Origin of the sequence: Pseudoalteromonas sp. P80D2 (assembly GCF_036680945.1) — a bacterium.
Taxonomy (GTDB): domain Bacteria; phylum Pseudomonadota; class Gammaproteobacteria; order Enterobacterales; family Alteromonadaceae; genus Pseudoalteromonas; species Pseudoalteromonas shioyasakiensis.
In genome coordinates this window covers 1-20,184 of record NZ_JAZDAR010000028.1, presented here as the reverse complement: position 1 = coordinate 20,184, position 20,184 = coordinate 1, and the positions used below count along the sequence as shown (strand labels likewise).

18 protein-coding genes are annotated in these 20,184 nt (G+C 36.9%); all 18 read right to left on the bottom strand.

What is annotated here, in order from left to right; all coding sequences use genetic code 11:
• Window positions 1-20: 20 nt before the first annotated feature.
• Window positions 21-1,412: an undecaprenyl-phosphate glucose phosphotransferase gene (locus VRK28_RS07215; RefSeq protein WP_332393647.1), complete on the bottom strand. Its 1,392-nt coding sequence runs from the start codon at window positions 1,410-1,412 to the stop codon at window positions 21-23.
• Window positions 1,413-1,590: 178 nt separating this feature from the next.
• The gene (locus VRK28_RS07210) at window positions 1,591-3,009 is read right to left on the bottom strand and encodes a phosphomannomutase (RefSeq protein ID WP_332393646.1); all 1,419 of its coding nucleotides are present in this window, start codon (window positions 3,007-3,009) and stop codon (window positions 1,591-1,593) included.
• A 110-nt stretch (window positions 3,010-3,119) separates the two neighbouring features.
• The gene (locus VRK28_RS07205) at window positions 3,120-4,526 is read right to left on the bottom strand and encodes a mannose-1-phosphate guanylyltransferase/mannose-6-phosphate isomerase (RefSeq protein ID WP_253109169.1); all 1,407 of its coding nucleotides are present in this window, start codon (window positions 4,524-4,526) and stop codon (window positions 3,120-3,122) included.
• A 15-nt stretch (window positions 4,527-4,541) separates the two neighbouring features.
• Window positions 4,542-5,009 carry a GDP-mannose mannosyl hydrolase gene (locus VRK28_RS07200; RefSeq protein ID WP_253109171.1) on the bottom strand — a complete coding sequence of 156 codons (468 nt, stop codon included), beginning with the start codon at window positions 5,007-5,009 and terminating at the stop codon, window positions 4,542-4,544.
• Between the two features lies 1 nt (window position 5,010).
• Window positions 5,011-5,976, bottom strand: a complete 966-nt coding sequence (gene fcl, locus VRK28_RS07195; protein WP_332393645.1) for a GDP-L-fucose synthase — start codon at window positions 5,974-5,976, stop codon at window positions 5,011-5,013.
• A 66-nt stretch (window positions 5,977-6,042) separates the two neighbouring features.
• Window positions 6,043-7,164 (bottom strand): GDP-mannose 4,6-dehydratase, encoded by a 1,122-nt coding sequence (gene gmd, locus VRK28_RS07190; RefSeq protein WP_332393644.1) that lies wholly within the window; start codon window positions 7,162-7,164, stop codon window positions 6,043-6,045.
• A 14-nt stretch (window positions 7,165-7,178) separates the two neighbouring features.
• Window positions 7,179-8,423, bottom strand: a complete 1,245-nt coding sequence (locus VRK28_RS07185) for a glycosyltransferase (RefSeq protein WP_332393643.1) — start codon at window positions 8,421-8,423, stop codon at window positions 7,179-7,181.
• The gene (locus tag VRK28_RS07180) at window positions 8,413-9,498 is read right to left on the bottom strand and encodes a glycosyltransferase (RefSeq protein WP_253109179.1); all 1,086 of its coding nucleotides are present in this window, start codon (window positions 9,496-9,498) and stop codon (window positions 8,413-8,415) included. The genes VRK28_RS07185 and VRK28_RS07180 overlap by 11 nt, the downstream gene beginning before the upstream one ends.
• On the bottom strand, window positions 9,495-10,808 hold the full coding sequence (locus tag VRK28_RS07175) for an O-antigen polymerase (protein ID WP_253109193.1): 1,314 nt from the start codon (window positions 10,806-10,808) through the stop codon (window positions 9,495-9,497). The genes VRK28_RS07180 and VRK28_RS07175 overlap by 4 nt, the downstream gene beginning before the upstream one ends.
• Before the next feature lies 1 nt (window position 10,809).
• Window positions 10,810-11,346, bottom strand: a complete 537-nt coding sequence (locus tag VRK28_RS07170; protein WP_211859193.1) for an acyltransferase — start codon at window positions 11,344-11,346, stop codon at window positions 10,810-10,812.
• Window position 11,347: 1 nt separating this feature from the next.
• On the bottom strand, window positions 11,348-12,076 hold the full coding sequence (locus VRK28_RS07165; RefSeq protein ID WP_253109183.1) for a glycosyltransferase family 2 protein: 729 nt from the start codon (window positions 12,074-12,076) through the stop codon (window positions 11,348-11,350).
• Entirely contained in the window at window positions 12,054-12,983 is a 930-nt protein-coding gene (locus tag VRK28_RS07160; RefSeq protein WP_332393642.1) for a hypothetical protein, read from the bottom strand. The genes VRK28_RS07165 and VRK28_RS07160 overlap by 23 nt, the downstream gene beginning before the upstream one ends.
• Entirely contained in the window at window positions 12,980-14,413 is a 1,434-nt protein-coding gene (gene cysN, locus VRK28_RS07155; RefSeq protein WP_332393641.1) for a sulfate adenylyltransferase subunit CysN, read from the bottom strand. Before cysN ends, VRK28_RS07160 begins: the two co-directional genes overlap by 4 nt.
• Window positions 14,414-14,460: 47 nt before the next feature.
• On the bottom strand, window positions 14,461-14,805 hold the full coding sequence (locus tag VRK28_RS07150) for a four helix bundle protein (protein WP_332393640.1): 345 nt from the start codon (window positions 14,803-14,805) through the stop codon (window positions 14,461-14,463).
• A gap of 74 nt (window positions 14,806-14,879) precedes the next feature.
• Window positions 14,880-15,794 (bottom strand): sulfate adenylyltransferase subunit CysD, encoded by a 915-nt coding sequence (gene cysD / locus VRK28_RS07145; protein WP_058583902.1) that lies wholly within the window; start codon window positions 15,792-15,794, stop codon window positions 14,880-14,882.
• A gap of 345 nt (window positions 15,795-16,139) precedes the next feature.
• Complete coding sequence (locus tag VRK28_RS07140; RefSeq protein ID WP_332393639.1) at window positions 16,140-18,380, bottom strand: polysaccharide biosynthesis tyrosine autokinase; 2,241 nt, start codon at window positions 18,378-18,380, stop codon at window positions 16,140-16,142.
• 14 nt (window positions 18,381-18,394) lie between these two features.
• On the bottom strand, window positions 18,395-18,829 hold the full coding sequence (locus tag VRK28_RS07135; RefSeq protein WP_332393638.1) for a low molecular weight protein-tyrosine-phosphatase: 435 nt from the start codon (window positions 18,827-18,829) through the stop codon (window positions 18,395-18,397).
• A gap of 12 nt (window positions 18,830-18,841) precedes the next feature.
• Window positions 18,842-19,960 carry a polysaccharide export protein gene (locus VRK28_RS07130; protein ID WP_332393637.1) on the bottom strand — a complete coding sequence of 373 codons (1,119 nt, stop codon included), beginning with the start codon at window positions 19,958-19,960 and terminating at the stop codon, window positions 18,842-18,844.
• Between the last annotated feature and the right edge of the window lie 224 nt (window positions 19,961-20,184).

The following is a 20,184-nucleotide window of genomic DNA, read 5'->3' as shown; positions in this document are numbered from 1 at the left end:
ATGGGAATACCTACCAAAAGTTAGTAGGCATTTTTATTCACAAAGCCTTTAAAAATAGTTAAAAACACTATTTTTAAATCAAAGAATAAAGACCAATTACGAATGTACTCTAGGTCAAATTCTATGCGCTTTTCCATTTTATCTAATGTGTCGGTTTCACCGCGCCAACCATTAATTTGTGCCCAACCAGTAATGCCTGGCTTAACCTTATGGCGTAGCATATAACCGTCAACAAGCTTACGATATTCTTCGTTATGGGCTACAGCGTGAGGCCTTGGCCCAACAATCGACATTTGCCCTTGTAGAACATTAATAAACTGAGGCAATTCATCTAAACTCGTTTTACGAATAAACTGGCCTATTGGTGTAAAGCGCGAATCATTTTTAGTGGCTTGGGTTACTTTAGCGCCGTCTTCCATTACGTTCATCGAGCGGAACTTCCATACCTTAATCGGCTTACCATCAATACCATAACGGTTTTGTTTAAAGAACACAGGCCCTTTAGAGGTAAACTTAACCGCAAGGGCTAACCCCAGTAAAACAGGGGATATCATTATTAAAATAAGTGTAGAGAGTACAATATCTTCTATGCGCTTAATAATGGCGTTACTACCATCAAGCGGTGAGTCATAAATACTTATAGTAGGTATACCCATTATGACATCACTTCGCGAATGTAATAATTGATAAGTAAATACATCGGGCACAATGTAAACGCTTGCAGTACTATCAGCTAGTTCTTTAACAAGCCATTTTCGGCGCTCATAAGCTTGAGGCGGCAAAACTATATAAACACGGTCTATTCCCCCCTCTTTACAGTCAGCAACTAACTGCTCTAAATTACCAATAGTTTGTGCAGCAACTAATTTTTGCTTTGGTGTTGTGTCATCGTAATAGCCTCCGAAGACTAAACCGAAGCTAGAATTAGCAATAATATTATTTGCTAATTGTTGACCTAAAGTACCCGCCCCAGCAATGACAACCGAACGGGTATTAATACCCTGAGAGCGCAGAGCCCTTAAAATTAGCCGCAATACAACACGATACACACACAGCGAAACTAATACAGAAACAAACCAATAAAACTGTAAACCCTCGGGGTTTAAGTATTGTGGGGCTAAAAAGTTTACACTTAAAAATAAAAGAGCTGCACTTACAAACCAGTGCGAAATAGTTTTTTTAAGCTCTTTGTAAATAGAAAGACCACGCCATGATATGTAAAGTTTATCGAGCTCACTAGTAAAATGAAACAGGAAGACTGCAAGTAAAGAGGCTGTTGTGTGCTGAAGTAACCAGGGGATTTCTTGTAAAGCTACTGCTACCCATAAACAGCCAACAATAATAGTAATATCGAGGATTCTTTGCACGAATGCTATTACTGTTGAATTACTTTGCAAAATACCTTTATGCATTTATGTTTACTTCTCATTTTTATTATTACAAGGGAAGGTTACCATCATTAAAGTAGTGCTTGTTCGTTATGGTAGCCTTTAAAGTATAATCTAACAGTTGGTTATTGCCATTTTTACAACGTTTATTTTTACTAAACAAAATGGATAGCAGCAAGTATCTTGCTGCTTGTTCGAATAACTATGATGCTTGTACTAAAACCAGTGCTTTATTTACAAGCTTTATCGCTTTTTCGCTGGACTCAGCCTCAGCATAGCACCTTAATTCTGGTGCATTGCCTGATGGCCTTAGATGCACTATATCACCAGATGCAAGTGAAATACGTAAACCATCAGTTAAGTCTAATTCGTAGCTTTCATCATAGCCTAGTTCCAACAAAAAGCTTTGCGCATTTTGCTGTAACGCAGCAATAATTTGTAAACTTTTCTCTCTTGCAAAGTCCTTAATGCGGTCACTGGCAGTAAACCGTTGTGGTAACTTGGCTAGTAACTCAGATACATGCTTAGGTTGCGCTAACAAAATTAACGCAGGTAGTAACGCATCTCTTGTTGGTAGAGCTTTTAGTAACTTACCATTGAATGTTATATCTGAACCTAGTAAGTAACCACCATTCGCTTCAAAGCCTGCTACTGATATGTATTGCTCAGCTAACTCTGCAAATTCAGCAATAACATATGGCGAGCCAATTTTAGTACGTTTAACTTGTTTAAAGTTTAATGATTTTTCAATTGCTGTATTACAACTTACAGGGGTTGCAAGGGCTTCGATATTTAATAACTGACTACAGAGCAATCCAAGTAAATCACCACGTAACCAATTACCATTTTCATCTGCAATTAATGGTCGATCACCATCACCATCTGTTGAAAATATCGCATCAAAGCTATATTCGCTAGACCAGTCAAGTGCTTTTTGCTTATCCTCTTCAGATACAGCTTCGGTATCGATTGGTACAAATTCATCACTTCGACCTAGGCTGATAACCTCTGCACCTAATTGCTCAAATAGTGCCTTGTAGATATCACGCCCTGCACTTGAGTGCTCATAAATACCGATCTTTTTACCTTTAAGGGTATCAGCATTAAAAAGCGAGGTGTAACGCTGTGTGTAAGATTCACAGGCAGAAACATCTAATAGCAATTCATTTAGATGTTCTGGTAACGCTGTGAATATAGCATTGCTAGTTAGAATAGCCTGCTCATCAGCTTTTGTGATCTCACCATCAGGGCGATAGAATTTTAAACCGTTACGATCGAATGGAATATGGCTGCCTGTAACCATGATGCAAGGCATATTATCTTGCATTGCTTTGTATGCTAGAGCTGGAGTGGGAATTACACCATAATACACAACATTCAATTTATGTTGTTTTAACGCCTCTGCACATGCCTGGGCAATCACATAACTACTTGGACGGTTGTCTATAGCAATTGCAACTGTATCAAATGAAAATTCATTTTCTATCGCTGATATAAAAGCTAGAGCAAATGCCGCATTTACATCAGGGGTAAAATCATTTACTAGACCTCGTGCACCACTTGTGCCGAACTCTATACCACTCATTGCAATAACTTCAGAGCAAACTAACTGGCTATCCATAAAAAACCTATTTATTTAATTATTCTAAAAGCATACAGCTAGCACAAAACAAACTGCACTAGCTGCTATTCTAACACCTGACATCTAACTTCTAATATCTGTCTATGCGTTTATTTCACTCGACCATATCGGTCTTCAAAACGCACTATATCGTCTTCACCTAAGTATGACCCCGATTGCACTTCGATTAACTCTAAGTCAACTTTACCTGGGTTTTCTAACGCATGAACCGCTGTAATTGGAATATAAACAGACTCATTCTCTGTTACATATTGCTCTGTATCATCAATTTGAACTTTTGCAGTACCCGATACCACAATCCAATGCTCTGCGCGGTGGTGGTGCATTTGTACCGACAACTTAGCACCTGGTTTTACGGTTATACGTTTTACTTGGAAGCGCTCACCGTTATCGACTGAGTCATATTTACCCCATGGGCGATACACTTCACGATGGAACGTAACTTCAGAACGTTCTTCTGCTTTTAGCTGATTTACAATCGCTTTAACTTCTTGTGATTTATCTTTATGGGCAACTAAAATAGCGTCTTTAGTGTTTACAATCACTAGGTTTTCAACACCCACTGTTGCGACGAGTTTGTCTTCACCAAATACAAGTGTATTTTTTGTATCTACTGCTTTTACATCACCTTTAAAGGCATTGCCATTTTCATCTTGTGAAGACACTTCCCAAAGGGCAGCAAAACCACCTACGTCGCTCCAGCCTGCATCCATAGGCACAACAACAGCATCTTTCGTGTGTTCCATTACTGCATAGTCAATCGACTCATCAGGGCAGGCTTCAAAAGCAGCTTTATCTACGCGAATAAATTCCATATCGTTGTTTTGTACTGCAATGGCTTTTTCGCAAGCTGCATAGATATCTGGGCGAAATGCTTTTAACTGGTCTAAATAGCGGCTTGCTTTAAATAAAAACATACCACTATTCCAATAGTAATCACCGCTTTCAATATACTGCCTTGCTGTATCTAAGTTCGGCTTTTCAACAAAACTGTTAACAACATAGCCATGCTCTACAGCTTCACCACGTTTTATATAGCCATAACCTGTTTCAGGGCTGTTACCTACAATGCCAAATGTAACTAGTTTATCTTGCTTTGCTAACTCTGCAGCTTTATTTACACTTGCCTGAAAAGCAGCTGAGTCTTCAATTACATGGTCTGCAGCAAGAACAAGTAATAATGGGTCTTGCTCATTTTCAATGGCTTTAAAAGCAGCCAAAGCAATAGCCGGTGCTGTATTACGACCAACTGGCTCTAAAAAAATACCGCCATGCTCTGCACCTAATTGGCGCACTTGTTCTGCTGCAATAAAACGGTGCTCTTCATTACAAATTAGCATTGCAGGTGAGTGCACTAACCCCGTTAATCGAGTTAGCGTGTCTTGAAGCATGGTATGCTCACCATGTAGTTTTAAAAACTGTTTTGGATAGTTGCCACGTGATAATGGCCATAAGCGTGTGCCTGAACCACCCGCCATGATTACTGGTAAAATCATAAAAATTCCCTGTGTTTATATTTTTAATGCTTCAAAATACCATTTAGTATGCTTATGCACTGCAGGCGATTGAAGTAGCTCATCAAAACTAAGCCATTTATAAGCGCCATGCTGTTCATTTAATGGTAGTGTATCAAGCATTTGTTTTGTAAGCTTTAATACATAAGCAATCGCGACATAATGTGTTTTTATTTTATCGTTAAATACACAATCATCATAAAAATGGTCATAAGGGCCGAGTAGCTCGGCAGTTGATAATCCAAGTTCAATTCCTAATTCATTTAGTGTTAGCCTTTTAAAAGCATTAGCCAGTGACTCACTTTTTAAAATGCGACCACCAGGAACAAACCAAAAACCCTCAGCAGGGCGGTTTAACCTTTGCCCAAGTAATGCTTCATTATTTTCGTTAAGTACAACAAGGTCTATAGATACCAAAGGGGTACTGTCGATGACTGTTTCAAACGTTTTTTGCTCTAAAAACATACTATTTTCTAAAGTTGTCTTGGTTGGCTAAGAACCACTCATACGTCTGTGCTAAACCATCTTCAAGGCTGATTTTATATTGCCAACCCAAAGACTTTAATCTAGAAACATCCATAAGCTTACGTGGCGCACCATCTGGTTTTGAAGTATCAAACTCAATTTCGCCTTTAAAACCAATTACTTTAGCTACAGTTTCTACTAACTCACGAATTGTACAATCGACACCTGTACCAACATTAATATGGCTAAGCATCTCTTGTGTATTTGAGTTATAAACATCATCACTAAGGTTCATAACATGTATCGAAGCTGCAGCCATATCATCAACGTGTAAAAATTCACGCATAGGTTTACCTGAGCCCCAAGCAATAACCTTGTCATCACCAGCTAATTTAGCCTCATGGAAGCGTCTTAATAATGCAGGTATTACATGAGAGTTTTCTGGATGAAAGTTATCATTTTCACCATATAAATTTGTTGGCATCACTGAGCGATAATTTCGCCCATATTGTCGGTTATATGATTCACACATTTTAATGCCGGAAATTTTAGCAATTGCATATGGTTCATTAGTAGGCTCTAACGTACCTGTTAATAAGGCACTTTCTTCCATTGGTTGTTCAGCTAATTTAGGGTAAATACATGAAGACCCCAAAAACAGCAAGTCATTTACCCCAGCTAAATGAGCACTATGAATTATATTATTTTGAATCATCAAGTTCTCATATATAAACTCTGCAGGGTAAGTATTATTAGCAATAATCCCCCCAACCTTAGCCGCAGCTAAATACACTTGATCAATATCATTCGATTCAAAAAAATTAGCAACAGCACTTTGGTCCAATAGGTTTAACTCTGAGCGAGAGCGAGTGATAACTGTCACTTCAGGTTGCTTTTGTAACTGTCTAACAATAGCACTGCCAACCATTCCGTTATGGCCAGCGACAAAAATAGTTTTAGCTTGCATTGTTCTTTCCATAATAAAACCCAGCTTTACGCTGGGTTAATAAGTTTATAACTAAAAGGCCTATAGTTACTCTACAGAAACACTAATGTCATAACCGTGCGACTTTAAAATTGCATGCTGTTTAGCTTTAGCTAGATCACTTTGCACCATTTCAGCACACATTTCTTCTACAGTAATTTCTGGTTCCCAACCTAGCTTTTGTTTCGCTTTTGTTGGGTCGCCAAGTAGCGTTTCTACCTCAGCAGGGCGGAAGTAACGAGGATCAACGCGAACAATTACATCACCTACACTTAGCGCCTCAGCATTATCGCCTTCAATAGCAGCAACAGTAGCAATTTCGTCAACACCCTCACCACTAAACTCTAAGGTAATACCGAGCTCTTTAGCAGAAAGTGTTACAAACTCACGTACTGAAATTTGCTTACCGGTTGCAATCACAAAATCTTCAGGTGTATCTTGTTGAAGCATCATCCACTGCATACGCACATAGTCTTTAGCATGACCCCAGTCACGTAGTGCATCCATATTACCTAGGTATAAGCATTTTTCTAAACCTTGCGAAATATTAGCTAAACCACGGGTAATTTTACGTGTAACGAATGTTTCACCACGACGCGGTGACTCATGGTTAAATAAAATACCATTACAAGCATACATACCATATGATTCACGATAGTTAACTGCTATCCAGTAAGCGTACATTTTAGCTACAGCATAAGGTGAGCGTGGGTGAAATGGTGTTGTTTCTTTTTGCGGGATCTCTTGTACTTCGCCATAAAGCTCTGAAGTCGATGCTTGATAAAACTTAGTTTTCTTTTCTAAACCTAAAAAGCGAATTGCTTCTAAAAGACGTAACGTACCAATAGCATCAACATCAGCGGTATATTCAGGGGCTTCGAACGATACAGCAACGTGGCTTTGCGCACCTAAGTTATAAACTTCATCTGGCTGAACCTCTTTCAAAATACGGGTCAGGTTTGATGTATCAGTTAAATCACCATAGTGCAAAAAGAACTTAGGGTTATCTTCGTGGATATCTTGATAGATGTGATCTACACGCTCTGTATTAAAGCTCGATGCACGACGTTTAATACCATGGACTTCGTAGCCTTTTTCAAGCAAGAATTCTGCTAAATATGATCCATCTTGCCCTGTAATTCCCGTTATTAAAGCTTTTTTAATTTCCATTAATTTAATACTCTCTAAATATTTTCTATTTCTGAAAGATATCGCTTCATAAGCATAGACTCATTTAAGTTTGCTTCTGCATATTTCCACGCACTTTCTACAATTTTTGCATATGTATCCGAAGAATTCATAAGAAGTGAGTAAAATTTTGCATAATCTTTGTAAGAATCACACAAAAACACATTCTCATGACTTACTAGATCAAGACCTTCAATCCCCAGTTCATTCGTCAAAATTGGAACACCAATTTCTAATGCATCTACAATCTTTGTTTTCACTCCACTACCAAAAAGAATTGGACTCAATAATACATCCCCAAATAGAATGTGCTCTTCTAAAGAAGATACAAACCCAAGAAGCAGAATGTTATTTTTATGTTTTGAAGAATCCACTAAATTAACTACCCGTCTATCATACTTACCAATAACTTTCAGCTTTACTTCAGGCATAGTAGGTAAAATTTTATGAATAATGTAACTTAGACTTGCTAAATTTTGCTCCATTAAAAGGTTGCCAACAAATACTAAATCATTACTTTTATATTTACCATTACAACTCACCGTACCCAAACCATTAACAGAAGGGGGCACAGGAATTACTTCAGCCTCTCCCAAAAGCTTTAAGCGTTCCGCCTCTTTGGGGCTTGTCAAAGTGACAATGTCAAAATATTTTAAAGCGCGAGCTTCATACTTAGCCATCCTTTTTGACTCTATAGATAGAATAAAAGCAGATAATTTACTTAAAAGCATTTTTATAAACTTGGAGTTAATATGGTCATCAAATTGCCCTAAGAATGACTCTACTTTTGCTTCCCTCATTCTTTCATATCTTAATGATAAAAGATCATCCATTTCTAAAACTAAACCATTGCCTAGCTTAAGAGTTTTTTCCGAAACAGCTGATGTGGTTTTCAACATATCAAAAATAATTGCTTTATAATTATTATTAAAAGATTTATCGATAAGAGTCTTTGCGGCGCTACTCTTATAAAAGCTAAATTGAAATGGTTCAGAAGACAAAACGGACTTGAACATTGCAAGTAAATAATTACTAATAGGAATATGTGATATATTTAGAATTCCATATTCTTTTATAAGCCTCTGTTCAAGGTTATTATCTTTGATTTTAGAGAAATAATAAACATCAATATCATAACTGCTACCCTTCAACATCCTTAAAGTCTGGTGTATCATTCTTTCTCGTCCACCTGAGTTTGGATATGGCATTCGACTCATGACATAAAGAATTTTAGCTTTCAAATTTTAATTCCTCAATAAAAGATAATCTTGAAAATAAACAATGCGTGTCTTCCGAGACCTCCGGAATTATACCATCCACAAAATTACAAATTGCTGAAGCCCATTCATCCGCAGAGTCAGCAAAAACAACAGATGACAAAGCTTCTTCAGGGAAAGCATTTTTAACAAAACTAGAAGATAATACTGGTTTATTATTATATAAATATTCACACATTTTTATATTAATACCCGAGCCATTGAAAACTGGATTAATCATAATATCATTATTGAGCCAAACCTCTGATAAGCTTTCAACAAAACCATGACCATTCACGACACCACTCGTCACATCGAGCTTATCAGTTTTTGGCCCATAAAAGTTAAATTCAACTTTTGATTTGTATTGATTATTTATTATCGGGATTACATTATTTAAAAACCAATTAACTCCCTCTGCGTTAGGCCACCAATTCATGTTTACTATACATCCAATTCGAATATATTTTGACTTAGATATAGGCGCCTTACTTCTTTCATAGTCAAACAGAGGAAGTTGTAAAAATACATTTTTGTTGTACTTAGTAAAAATATTTTGGTCCTGTTTAGATAGAGCAATTACGAAATCAGAGGTTGCTAATGCATTCGCCTCAAAGTCTAAATACTTCTTAATATCAAAGTATAAAAAGAACCGTAACACTCTTGATAACCCACTTTTATAAAGCTTAGATTCAAAGTTATGATTAACTAAAAAAACCTTTAACTCTGGATTTATCTTTTTTGCTTCAATCGCAAACCAATATAAATCAAGATGATCTATAAAAAGAGCTTTAGAAAGTAGTATTTTTTCAACTTCATTTTTACTAATCTTCCTTTTAAAGTAGCAAACCTTAGCTGGGTAGTAACTAAATAAAGATGAAACTACGGACCATAGCTTTTTAATTTTACAAATCAAATTAGAAGATTGTTCATGTTGAAAGTACCCAACATCAATTTCAAATTCAGCTTTAAGAAAAGATATCAAATTACGAGTGTAAACATCACCACCATTATGAAATAAAAACTTTTTGTGTGTTGTAAAGAAATAAAACAATTTCAAGCCCTTCTTATATTCACGAAAGAAGATATTAAATTAAAAAACAAATACTGAATAAAATACATCAAAAGGAATGCATAAAAGACAGAAATCAAACCTTCATAACCAAATCTTATGGCAGTACTTGAAAACAATGCTAGATAGATTATTAACAATTTTAAATTACCAACTTTCCTAAACAATTTTAGAAAAAAAGCTAGTGTAACACCAAAAAGGAGCGCAGTTAAAATTACCCCTAAATATCCAAAGTCTGCATAACCAGAAATAGGCATTGTATATGTTAAGGTCGACCCTTCTTGATAAAAATTTAGATCTATGGCGTCCCCAAATATATTTTCTGTTAAATATGCTTCTTTGTCAGCTCTTGGTTTTTGAAAAGGTAGAATTGCAGATGGCACAATAGATAAAGGGCTAATAGAAGCAAAAAGGAATTTAAAGTAAGTAAAATCCAAATCAAAATTAATTTTATCGATTAGTATAAGAGCATTTTCAAACTGAGCAAAATTAAGCATAATCTTATTAATTTCTAATGATGCACTGGCTATACTCATACCTTGTCTAATAAAATTTAGGATAACAAGTAATGGCAACATAACAATTGCACTTACAGAAATATATATTATTTTTTTAAAGCTAAGTTTTTTTATATCTCCGTAAAAATAAAAAGTTATAGAAAGCATTAATAATAAAAACCATGTTCTTGTGGCTGGTGTACTGAAGTAAAAATGAAAAAAAGATAAGATCAAAGTAAATAACAATACCTTATTGAAAGATATTTCATCATTTAACTTTCTCATAATCAAAACTAGCAAGCCATATACAAGGCCAGAAGTCATAAAAATCAAAAAATATTTACCATTTGCAAGCGCCATCATTTCAGCAAAAGCATTAGAACTAGTGAACAAATAAAGCAAGGAACCAGTTCTAGCAACCCCAATAAAATAGGATATTAGAAACCAACCTAATATTAAGAAGAATAAATTAACATTTAATTTAAGTGGTGACTCTAAAAAAAGCTTGAATAAATTGGTTACCTTGCCACCAAATGTACATTTTTGAAAAAAAGAAAAAGCTAGACTATAAAAAAATATAAAAAGAGAGCCTGAAAATAAATAGGCTTCAACTACATTATCTGAATATGAATTTCCATACATTGAAAACCCAGTGATTGAATAAGATAATGGCACAATAAAAAAATAAATTAATAAAAAAACATTCGGCAGTATGAAAGCCACATTTCTTACAAACCTAAGAAATAAAAATGTAGATGAAATTATTAGAAATAAATTAATCACTAAAAGAATGGATGTCATATTAATTAGCAAACCAGTATTTATAGTTAATTTCATAATTTAGTGAGTCAGCAGCTCTCATTCTTAATAGCTTAGCAGGGACCCCACCGTAAACACCTAGCTCAATTAAATCTTTTGTTACCACACTCCCTGGAAGTATTACTGCACCATTACCCACTTTAACCCCAGGCATTATAAGCACATTGGAAAAAACCACCGAGTTATCACCTATTTCAACAGGCGCTTTAACGAAAGAAAAGTCATTACTGTTATAATCATGGCCAGCTGTATAGATTTTGACATCATGAGCTATAGATACATTATCTCCGATTTTAATAGAATCCCTGTTATCTAAATAGCACCCAAAATTTATACAAGAATTTATCCCGACTGTTACTTCACGAAAACCGAAAAATCTGACTCGACCATTAATAGTAGCTGAACTCGATAACTTTACATTCAAAAAACGTAAGAGTTTATTTTTAATACAGTGGAAGAACATGAGATTAATAATAAAATTTAAAAAACGCAATACTAGAAAATATATTTGATTTTTCATATTAGCCTACTATTAAATCCCTAACTTTTAGATAAAACTTAGTTGGTAACTTTAGAAAGCCCATCGATTTTCCGAAATATAGAAACTCAGAAAAAGCTTTATTTTGATTTAAGTCAGATACGCCACCTTCTCTCATGTAGTTGGTATGGTTTAATTTTAAGAACTTAATATTTTTCATCCTTGCTCTCATCAGCCATTCAGTATCAATCGCAATTCTGACAGATGTATTAAACTCACCAACCATAGAATACACTTCTTTAGAAGCTACCAAGCTTGTGTGCATAAATCTAAACCCCAAAAAACCTACGAATGGTTCTATATACTTTTTACATACTAACTTTGTTTTTTCCTCACCCTTTACCATTTGAGTATTCCCATAAAACAAAGCTTTTCTTTTTTCTTTAACTGGCAACTGAGCGCTTATTGATTCTAGGTAATTGGGTGGCCAATAATCATCACTATTTAATATCACCACAAAATCGCCTTCCGCCTTTGCTAAGCCTTTATTCCAAGCCTCAGATATCCCAGAATCTTTCTCACTTATGAAGTATGTAAATCTCGATTTATATTTATCCAATAATTCGAATGTTCCATCATTCGAACCACCATCTATTACAATCAATTCATAAGATTTAAAACTTTGAGAAAAAACAGATTTTAAGGCATCTTCAATATTAACAACATCATTATAAACGGAAATAACAACACTAAATTTCAAACTTTCTTTCATAATCTAATTTCCCCTGGTAAAAAGCTTCAGCATTAGAAAACATCCGCTCCATTTCTACTGGTATTTTTTTTTCGTCTAACGGCACTGTTACTATTGATGATTTGTTACTATATAAATAGTTCTTTATATCACCTAGAAATTTTATTTTTTTGAGTTTCCTTCTTAAATTGTGCGAGATATAACTATCATAGAACTTCGCAAAAAAACCTTTTTTAACCACCTTGACTTGAACTTTATTATTGTTTACGACTTTGTTGTTTGTATGTTCTAATTCACTTTTTAATATTTTTACATTAAGCACTTCTTTTTCCAAATATAACTTTGAAACAGGATAAGATATAAGTGTTTCGAAAGTAACAAAATTGACACTTTGAAATATTGTATTTAAATACCGTTCTAATTCACAATAATCATATGCTTTGGCATCATTGGAATTTAAATACCTATTAAAACTTTTTAAAGCATCAGGAAGCCCAACAGTCTTAAACTCACAATACTGTGAAAATAGGCAATCCAGTGGCGAACGAATAAAAACTATAACTTCATGTTCAAAATTAGATAATAATTTAGCTAATTTTCTTAATTTCATCTGCCATGGACACGATTTCACGCCATAAAAGCCTGAATAATCACTTAAAAACCATTCATCGGAAATAAGAATTGACTTAGTTTCGAGTAAATCAGCTAACTTAGCATTTATTCTTTCGTAATTTCTTTCATCACTATTACTATTAAAACAATATTCACAGATTTCTTGATATAAAGATGCACTTTCAGAGACTCCTTTCCAATTTCGCCCCAAAAACTCTACATTTTCAAGGTTTGGGAAAATACTCTTTTGATATGACGTTGTTGCTGTTTTATGAAAACCTATATGGATAGTTATCTTATTTTTTTCTCTGTTCATGATACACCTTTACACCCCCACTCAGGATAATACTCTCGAATATATTTATTTAAAGCAACTTCAGCTTCAGTATAAGTACGAGGTTCTCTTGTCAAACTTAGAGTTTCGGCGGTTGTATTTGTGATCATACCCGCACCAACCGTTACATTAGTTAAACGGTCAATAATTATGAATGAGCCAGTACCTACGACTTGTTTATATTGGTCTATAACGACTGGGGCAGATGTTTCGATAGTACAATTTGCAATTTCGTTTAATTGTAATTCGATGGCATTAATTTGCTCTAGGGTGTTTACATCGATACGGTGGTTAATATTGCTAATTTTACCAAAAGTGTTTTTAGTACCAATTTTTAGCTCGTACTCTTTACCTGGCTGCATTGCTGCATCGGCCATCCACACAATCGTTGCAGCAAAGTTTGAGCTCGTAGTTGGTAGTAGCTTTTGATCTGTGCTTGACTTAACAATGACATCACCACGAGAGATATCAATTTCGTCTTTTAAAGTAAGTGTAATTGCTTGACCGGCAAAGGCACTTACTAAATCGCCATCAGCAGTAACAATACGCTCTACTGATGATGTTTTGCCCGATGGGAATGCTGTAATTTGGTCACCTACATTAATAATGCCACTGGCAATGGTGCCGCAAAAGCCGCGGAAATCTAAATTGGGGCGGTTAACATATTGTACAGGTAGGCGGAAAGTATCTAAGTTTTTATCGTCACTAATGGTTACTGTATCAAGCAACTGCATTAATGTTGCACCTGGGTACCAGCCTAGGTTGTTACCTTTATCAACAACATTATCGCCTTTAAGTGCCGAGATTGGCACAAAGCGCACATCAGGAATATCTAATTGCTCTGCAAAAGCTTTGTAATCTGCTTTAATTTGGCGGTAAACATCTTGGCTGTAATCAACTAAGTCCATTTTATTAATGGCTACAATTACGTGTTTAAGACCAAGTAGTGATGCAATATAGCTATGACGCTTAGTTTGTGTTTGCACACCTTTACGGGCATCAATCATCACAATGGCTAGGTCGCAGTTAGATGCACCAGTTGCCATATTACGCGTGTATTGCTCGTGCCCTGGGCAGTCAGCAATAATAAACTTGCGCTTTTCTGTTGCAAAATAACGGTAAGCTACGTCAATGGTAATACCTTGCTCACGTTCTGACTGAAGGCCATCGACCAATAACGCTAAATCGAACTCTTCGTCTGTGGTATTGAATTTTTTTGAGTCGTTTTTGATTGCCGCCATGTGATCTTCAAAAATTAATTTTGAGTCATGTAATAAACGGCCAATTAATGTTGATTTACCGTCATCAACATTACCACAAGTTAAAAAGCGCAGTAGATCTTTGTTTTCGTGTTGTTTTAAGTAACCTTCGATATCTGTTTCAAGAAGGTTTGGGGTAATTTGTTCAGTCATTTTCCATCCTTACTTAAGCTATAAGCTATAAGCTATAAGCTTGAAGTCTAAATACTTTCTATAGAGTTTTTCAGGCCACAAAGCATTGCCTGTAACTCTTTTGTTTCTGCAACCCATATAGACCCTATATCGTTAGATAAATATCCTATCTCTATTGCGATATAAATTTGAGTCCGAGCTTCTGAAAGCGATGAGCGAGCAATATCTAAAAATCGACGTTTTTCTTTATTACTATCTCTACTCATCCCCTCCGCGATATTACTAGGTACTGATAAGCCAGCTCTAGTCAGCTGATCTCGAAAGCCGTAATCCCGCAATTCAGTTGTTCCTTTATAAATATTCGAAGACAACCTTGCCGAACGCTTCCAAACTTCTAAATTTTCAAAATTCATAACAATTCCTTGTTGTATCTATTTAGTAAAGTCTTTAATCCACTTAAGACTTACAGCTTAGAGCTTACGGCTTTTTAAAAGTAACCTTCCATTTTCTTTTTCTCCATTGAGCCTGATGAATCGTGGTCGATTACACGGCCTTGGCGCTCTGATGTTTTGGTTAGTAACATTTCTTGAATGATTTCTGGTAGCGTTGTGGCGTTAGATTCAACTGCACCGGTTAATGGGTAACAGCCAAGGGTTCTAAAGCGTACCATTTTCTTCATTGGTACTTCGCCTTCTTCAAGTGGCATACGTTCGTCATCAACCATAATTAATGTACCGTCACGCTCTACTACTGGGCGCTCTGCTGCTAGGTAGAGTGGTACAATATCGATGTTTTCTAGGTAGATGTATTGCCAAATATCTAGCTCGGTCCAGTTACTCAGTGGGAAAACGCGAATACTTTCACCTTTATTCACCTTACCGTTAAAGGTATTCCATAATTCTGGGCGCTGGTTTTTAGGGTCCCAACGGTGGTTTTTATCGCGGAATGAATAAACACGCTCTTTAGCACGTGATTTTTCTTCGTCGCGGCGTGCACCTCCAAATGCCGCATCAAACTGGTATTTGTCTAACGCTTGTTTTAACCCTTGGGTTTTCATGATGTCGGTATGCTTTGCACTACCATGGGTAAATGGGCCAACGCCTGCATCTACACCTTCTTGGTTAATATGCACTAACAAGTCAAAACCTAGCTTTTCGGCCATTTTGTCGCGAAACTCGATCATTTCTTTAAATTTCCATGTTGTATCAACATGCATTAAAGGGAACGGTGGTTTAGCTGGGTAAAACGCTTTCATTGTTAAGTGTAGCATTACCGCAGAGTCTTTGCCGACAGAGTAAAGCATTACTGGGTTATCGAATTCGGCAGCAACTTCACGAATAATGTGAATAGATTCAGCTTCGAGTTGCTTTAGGTGAGTCATGCGGGCTTGGGAGATTTCCATTTTTACTCCATGAAAGTATGCTAGGTTTCGAAAGAAAGAAGCCGTAGGAGAAGTCAGAAGTTAGATATCAGAGGTTAGACGAGAGATATCAAGTGAAAGATATCAGATGTTAGATATCAGAGGTTAGATATCAGGTGTCTGTTTTCGGATATCGGTGCTTTGATTTCAGAAGTTAACTTCGATCACCGAGATTATTTAATAATTTTTTATTTAACTCTATTATTCTAGGTTCTAGGTTCTAGGTTCTAGGTTCTAGGTTCTAGGTTCTAGGTTCTAGGTTCTAGGTTCTTCAACACGCTTTTTCCTGGTGACAATTAAGTCCAGCAGAACCTAGAACGTCTTTAATTACTTATCAGATTTATATTCGTAGTTGTAGTAACCATAGTAACCGTATGCATTGCTTGCTTTACGTACAACACCGTTAAATACTACCCCTTTTACGTCTATGCCATTTTGTTCAAAACGGTTACGAGTAAGTTCAATTTCACGTAAATGGTTCTGCCCAAAGCGTGTTACTAATAACGTACTACCTGCATGAGCGCTTACAATTGCAGGGTCGGTAACCGCTAAAATAGGTGGCGTATCAACAATAACAATGTCGTATTTGTCACTTACCTCTGCAACCATCTTGCTAAAATTACTATGCATTAATAATTCAGATGGATTTGGTGGTATTTGACCGCGGGTAATTACATCTAACCCTTCAACTTGTGACTTTTTAGTCACTTGCTCAAGATTTAAACGGCCCGATAGTAAATCACTTAAGCCGTCGTCCCACTTCATACCGAACTGAGTTTGTAAATAACCCTTACGCATATCGGCATCGATAATCAGGACCTTTTTACCGCTTTGTGCCAATACTGTTGCAAGGTTTACCGAGATAAACGATTTACCCACACCTGGGCTTGGGCCAGATATAGCAATAATGTTGTTTTTAGCCTCCATCATTGCAAAGTGTAAACTTGTTCGAAGGCTACGAAGAGCTTCTACCGATAAATCTGCTGGGTTATCTACTGCAAGTATTGACTTAGGCTTATCTTTAACTTTGCGTGCACGGTTAAAACCCGTTAGCTTATCTTGAAAGTCTGAATACGGTACCGATGCATAAACAGGTAAACCTATACTCTCTATCTCAGTCGGGTCTTCAACACCACGATGAATTGCTTTTTGAATTAGCACTATGGCCACAGCTAAAAAGCCACCAAGCAAGGTTGCTACAACAGCTATGAGTGCTTTTTTCGGCTTAACAGGCTCTGTTGTGTCTACCGCTGCTGCATCGACCACACGCACATTACCAATGGTACCGGCACGAACAATATCTAGCTCTTGCGTTTTACCAAGTAACAAGGTGTAAATTTGGTTACTTACTTCTACATCGCGCTTTAAACGTAATAGCTCTTGTTGTGTTTCTGGTAAGTTACCAACTTCACCAACTAGTTTTTGCTTTTGTTTTTCAACCGCTTCTATTTGCTCAAGCACACCTTGGTAAGTTGGGTGGCTTTCTTTAAATTTACGACTTAGCTCTAAACGTTTTAGTTCTAGCTCTTGTAATTTAGTTTCAAGCTCAACTACTTGTTCAAGTACGCCTTGTGTTTCTAAACTTATGTTGATTGATTGACGTTTAATTTGGTAATCGTTAAAACGCTCTTCTGCATATTCAAGTTGCTTCTTAACTTCTGGTAATTGTACTTCTAAAAACTCTAGAGACTTTTGCGCTTCGGCACTGTTGCGCTCTACATTACGGCGTACATAAATTTGCGCTACTTTATCAAGTATCTTTTCAGCGTGTATAGGGCCTTTATGCTCATAAGACATAGCAATTATGCCAGAATCTTTACCTTTTTCGCTAGCACCTATCTCTTGCTGTAGTTCAACAATAGTTCTGTAGCGATTTTTCTTAGCTAATGTAAAAACAGTTCCAGGGCGCGCATTTAAATCGCGTACAGTTAACTCATAAAAGCCAGCACTTTCATCTTTACCTACCGCACCTTTTAATACGGGCTCGCCATTTGGATTAAAAAGCTCAAAGGTATTACCTTCTCCAACAACTAACTCAAACTCTTCGCCTTCAAATGCCTTGGGTACGTTAAATCTAAATACATTAATACTTTCGCCGCCCCAAGCATAACTGCTTAAGCCCAAAAATGACTCAGCTATGTCACCTTTAGATTCAGCAGCAAAACTACGATATAGCTTACCGCCAATAACAGGGAATAATTTAGGCTCTGCAATTATATCAAGCTTTAGTGCATCGACTGCTTCGCCAATCACAGAGCGTGACTTTAACAGCTCGATTTCGGTTACAGCGGCACTGCTACTTTCGAACATACCTGCCATATCATCAAGGCCAGGTACAGACGGGCTGTTTTCTTCAACTTGTACAAGTGCTGTTGCTTTATAAATTGGCGTACTTAATACCGCGACCGCCACACCAATAATGGCAAATACAGCGGTTACGAAAATGATGAACCATTTACGGTCGAGTAATGCACCTAGTAATGCGAGTAAGTCTATTTCTTGCGATTGCGATTCTTGACTTTTATTTTGATTTTTACTTGCTGCTAATGCAGTGGGCTGAGCATTCATCTACTACCCTTTCCTTATAAATACTTTTGCCAAGCGCTACAAGCGCTATCGATTAATGCGTAAACGTGCTCAAAAGCCTCTTGGCTTTGACGGTATGGGTCGGGTATTTCTTTATCACCAACCCATTTACCTAGCAAAAATGTTTTACCACGCGCTTGCGGGTAGCGAGAGCACAAGTCGTTAATATGACGCTGTTCCATCACTAAAATAACGCTGTGCTGCGCAACAAGGGCTGAGGTTATTTGCTTGCCCTGATGCTCGCTCATATCAATACCATGTTGCATAGCAATTTGCTGTGCTTGTGCATCTGCGTGCTTGCCTTCAAGGGCCGTTAAGCCCGCTGAAGACACGCTAACATTTTTACCTTGAAGTTTACTTTTTAATACATATTCAGCGGTTGGGCTTCGGCAAATATTGCCTGCACACACAACCAGTACAGAATCAAACATAACATTTAACCTTTAGTTCGAAGTTGTAACGTCATTAATTGAGTCAACTGTACTTACCGAAGGTAGTAATAAGCTGATTACACGGTTCCAACGCGCTAGCGGTGCTGAAGTTACATACACAATATCGTGCGGCTGTAACTCAAACTGCTCTGCTAACACCAATGCCGCAACATTTTTTGCATGTAGTTGGTATACATCAGCAATGATGCCATCGGTTTCTAAGTTGCGTTTACGTAATACAAATACGCCATTTGCATCTGCTGTATTTTCGTTTAAACCACCTGCATCACTTAAAGCTTGCGCTAAATTTAAACCATAACGATTAACGCCCACTGTACCAGCGCTTTTTACATCGCCTAACACAAACACTTTTTGCATGTCGTTACGATTAACATGCACAATATCGCCATGCTTTAATAAACGGTTTTGCGAGATATCGCCATGGGCATAAAAGTCATCTAATTGGATCACTTCTGTTTTGTCGCCACGCGTAAATGTAACTGTGCGCCAATCAGCAGAGTCTGTTAACCCGCCGGCTTGGTTAAGTGCATCAATTAAGGTAAGCGGCACTTCGGTTACAGGGAGTACCCCTGGGTTGTTAACCTCACCTGTTACGTAGGCTTTTTGGCTTCTAAAGCCAACAATTTTAATATCTACTTGAGGGTCTTCGATTACGCGACTTAAGCGCTTAACAAGCTCTTTATGAACTTGTTGTACTGTTTTACCAGCTGCTTGAATATCTGGAGCGTAGGCAAAAGTAATAGTGCCGTCGGCTTGTACACGGAAGCCGTCGAACTCAGCAGTACGTTGTACTGCAGCAGGAATTGTTAATTCAGGATGATCCCATACGCCAATTGTGATTACATCGCCAACACCTAATTTGTATTGATAATCAGAGGTATCGATGCCATCAAGGCTTGATGGTAACGCTGGTTTCGTTTTACTTTGCTTTTGTTGATTAATGAGAGAAGAGTCGATGATTTGGATATTAACTTTATCGAGCTCCTTCTCAAGATTATCTATTTGTTCGCCCGATTCGATTCCTTCAAAATGGCTACCGGGGATGATTGTACAGCCAGTCATTGCTAGTAACGCAAATGACGTTACAATTGTTTTACAGCTAAGCGCCATTGTTATTTCCCAAATAATTATTCTTAAAACGTCCAGTTAAAATAAAACCACAACTGTTTATTTTTACGCTGCCTAATTAAAGCATGGCATTACAAGGTTCGCAAGACTGAGTGTTTAGTAAACGCTCACTTGTGACAGGTTTTTGCAAAATAGTTAATGAATACTTCTAGGTTCTAGGTTCTAGGTTCTAGGTTCTAGGTTCTAGGTTCTAGGTTCTAGGTTCT